A 3,785-nucleotide genomic window follows, 5' to 3' on the forward strand; every position below is an offset into this window, starting at 1 on the left:
CCCTGTGAGGGTGTGGTGCAGGAGCGTCCGATCCTTGAGAACTCAACAGCGTGCACAATGTCAAATGCCAAAAACCTCGTGTGTGGATCCCGTTTCTAGCGGGTGAAGTGCAGGAGATTCCTTTGGAATACATTTAAACAACAAAGCAAGTCAGTAATGATTTGTTCTGTCAGTTTCAAACTTGCTCCTTGTCCGCCACTGTTTTGTCAAAGAACAGGCCGGTGGCTTGGGGCACTAGATGTGCCGGCGACTTCGGTTGTCTGGCAATCAAACATTTACGGAGAGTTTGATCCTGGCTCAGGACGAACGCTGGCGGCGTGCTTAACACATGCAAGTCGAACGATGACCTCCAGCTTGCTGGGGTGATTAGTGGCGAACGGGTGAGTAACACGTGAGTAACCTGCCCTCCACTCTGGGATAAGCACTGGAAACGGTGTCTAATACCGGATACGAGCTTCCGCCGCATGGTGAGGAGCTGGAAAGAATTTTGGTGGGGGATGGACTCGCGGCCTATCAGGTAGTTGGTGAGGTAATGGCTCACCAAGCCGACGACGGGTAGCCGGCCTGAGAGGGTGACCGGCCACACTGGGACTGAGACACGGCCCAGACTCCTACGGGAGGCAGCAGTGGGGAATATTGCACAATGGGCGAAAGCCTGATGCAGCAACGCCGCGTGAGGGACGACGGCCTTCGGGTTGTAAACCTCTTTTAGTAGGGAAGAAGCGAAAGTGACGGTACCTGCAGAAAAAGCACCGGCTAACTACGTGCCAGCAGCCGCGGTAATACGTAGGGTGCAAGCGTTGTCCGGAATTATTGGGCGTAAAGAGCTCGTAGGCGGTTTGTCGCGTCTGCTGTGAAATCCGGAGGCTCAACCTCCGGCCTGCAGTGGGTACGGGCAGACTAGAGTGCGGTAGGGGAGATTGGAATTCCTGGTGTAGCGGTGGAATGCGCAGATATCAGGAGGAACACCAATGGCGAAGGCAGATCTCTGGGCCGTAACTGACGCTGAGGAGCGAAAGCATGGGGAGCGAACAGGATTAGATACCCTGGTAGTCCATGCCGTAAACGTTGGGAACTAGGCGTAGGGTCCATTCCACGGATTCTGTGCCGCAGCTAACGCATTAAGTTCCCCGCCTGGGGAGTACGGCCGCAAGGCTAAAACTCAAAGGAATTGACGGGGGCCCGCACAAGCGGCGGAGCATGCGGATTAATTCGATGCAACGCGAAGAACCTTACCAAGGCTTGACATATACCGGAAAAGTTCAGAAATGTTCTCCCCGCAAGGTCGGTATACAGGTGGTGCATGGTTGTCGTCAGCTCGTGTCGTGAGATGTTGGGTTAAGTCCCGCAACGAGCGCAACCCTCGTTCTATGTTGCCAGCACGTAATGGTGGGAACTCATAGGAGACTGCCGGGGTCAACTCGGAGGAAGGTGGGGATGACGTCAAATCATCATGCCCCTTATGTCTTGGGCTTCACGCATGCTACAATGGCCGGTACAAAGGGCTGCAATACCGTAAGGTGGAGCGAATCCCAAAAAGCCGGTCTCAGTTCGGATTGAGGTCTGCAACTCGACCTCATGAAGTCGGAGTCGCTAGTAATCGCAGATCAGCAACGCTGCGGTGAATACGTTCCCGGGCCTTGTACACACCGCCCGTCAAGTCATGAAAGTCGGTAACACCCGAAGCCGGTGGCCCAACCTTTTGGAGGGAGCCGTCGAAGGTGGGATCGGTAATTAGGACTAAGTCGTAACAAGGTAGCCGTACCGGAAGGTGCGGCTGGATCACCTCCTTTCTAAGGAGCATGTGCACCTCGGTCTGTATACAGCCGGTAAAGGTGCCAAGTCATTTCGAGAACATACGTTTCTCGGTGGCGCTCATGGGTGGAACATTGACATTGTGGCCAGGTAGGTTTTCTGCCTCTCAGTACGTTGTGTCGCTTGCGGCTCGATTGGAACGGGAGTGGTTAGCAGCTCTGGTCTTTTGCACGCTGTTGGGTCCTGAGGGACCGGGCCGGCTGACACTTCGGTGTTGTCGGACTGTAACTCTGGACCTTGTCGGGACAAGCCTGTGGTTTGGCCCGTTGGGTACCGCCCGTATTTTGAGAACTACACAGTGGACGCGAGCATCTTAGACACTCGTAATGGTCGGCCTTCGGGTCGGGTGTTGCGTGATGTCTTCATTTAGATCAAGCAAATTTATTTGCTGGATCTTTGTGTAATTTTGTCATCAAGTTTCTAAGTGCAAACGGTGAATGCCTTGGCATCTGGAGCCGAAGAAGGACGTATAAATCTGCGATAAGCCTCGGGGAGCTGATAATAGAGCTGTGATCCGAGGATTTCCGAATGGGGAAACCCCGCCAGGCGTTGTAAGACGACCTGGTGACTCCCGCCTGAATATATAGGGCGGGTAGAGGGAACGTGGGGAAGTGAAACATCTCAGTACCCACAGGAAGAGAAAGCAAAAGCGATTCCGTAAGTAGTGGCGAGCGAAACCGGAAGAGGCCAAACCGATCATGTGTGATAGCCGGCAGGCGTTGCATGGTCGGGGTAGCGGGACTTTTCAGCAGTTACTGCCGTACTGCAAGGATTACAGCGCGATATAGACGAATGGGATTGAAAGCCCAGCCATAGAAGGTGCCAGCCCTGTAGTTGAAATGTCGTAATGGTCCGAGAAGTATCCCAAGTATCACGGGGCCCGAGAAATCCCGTGTGAATCTGTCAGGACCACCTGATAAGCCTAAATACTCCCAGATGACCGATAGCGGACAAGTACCGTGAGGGAAAGGTGAAAAGTACCCCGGGAGGGGAGTGAAATAGTACCTGAAACCGTTTGCATACAAACCGTTGGAGCCTCCTTAGTAGGGGTGACAGCGTGCCTTTTGAAGAATGAGCCTGCGAGTTAGTGATATGTGGCGAGGTTAACCCGTGTGGGGTAGCCGTAGCGAAAGCGAGTCTGAATAGGGCGATTCAGTCGCATGTCCTAGACCCGAAGCGAAGTGATCTATCCATGGCCAGGTTGAAGCGACGGTAAGACGTCGTGGAGGACCGAACCCACTTCAGTTGAAAATGGAGGGGATGAGCTGTGGATAGGGGTGAAAGGCCAATCAAACTTCGTGATAGCTGGTTCTCTCCGAAATGCATTTAGGTGCAGCGTTGCGTGTTTCTTGCCGGAGGTAGAGCTACTGGATGGCCGATGGGCCCTAAAAGGTTACTGACGTCAGCCAAACTCCGAATGCCGGTAAGTGAGAGCGCAGCAGTGAGACGGTGGGGGATAAGCTTCATCGTCGAGAGGGAAACAACCCAGACTACCAACTAAGGTCCCCAAGCGTGTGCTAAGTGGGAAAGGATGTGGAGTTGCATAGACAACCAGGAGGTTGGCTTAGAAGCAGCCACCCTTGAAAGAGTGCGTAATAGCTCACTGGTCAAGTGATTCCGCGCCGACAATGTAACGGGGCTCAAGCACACCACCGAAGTTGTAGATTTCGCATAGTAGCCCGGCACCCTTTTGGGTGTCCAGGCGTGCGGAGTGGTAGGAGAGCGTCGTGTGGCGAGTGAAGCGGCGGTGTAAACCAGCCGTGGACGCCACACGAGTGAGAATGCAGGCATGAGTAGCGAAAGACGGGTGAGAAACCCGTCCTCCGAAAGAACAAGGGTTCCAGGGCCAGGCTAATCCGCCCTGGGTAAGTCGGGACCTAAGGCGAGGCCGACAGGCGTAGTCGATGGACAACGGGTCGATATTCCCGTACTGACGAAGAACCGCCCAAGCTAATCCAGTGATGCTAAGT

The 3,785-nt window shown here is 54.1% G+C and carries 2 rRNA genes; both read left to right on the plus strand.

Annotated elements, in window-relative coordinates:
- Positions 1 to 274: 274 nt before the first annotated feature.
- A 16S ribosomal RNA gene (locus tag ABIB15_RS15215) occupies positions 275 to 1,793 on the plus strand.
- A gap of 432 nt (positions 1,794 to 2,225) precedes the next feature.
- Positions 2,226 to 3,785, plus strand: a 23S ribosomal RNA gene (locus tag ABIB15_RS15220); the annotation flags it as partial.

It is taken from the genome of Marisediminicola sp. UYEF4 (genome assembly GCF_040546025.1).
Taxonomy (GTDB): domain Bacteria; phylum Actinomycetota; class Actinomycetes; order Actinomycetales; family Microbacteriaceae; genus Marisediminicola.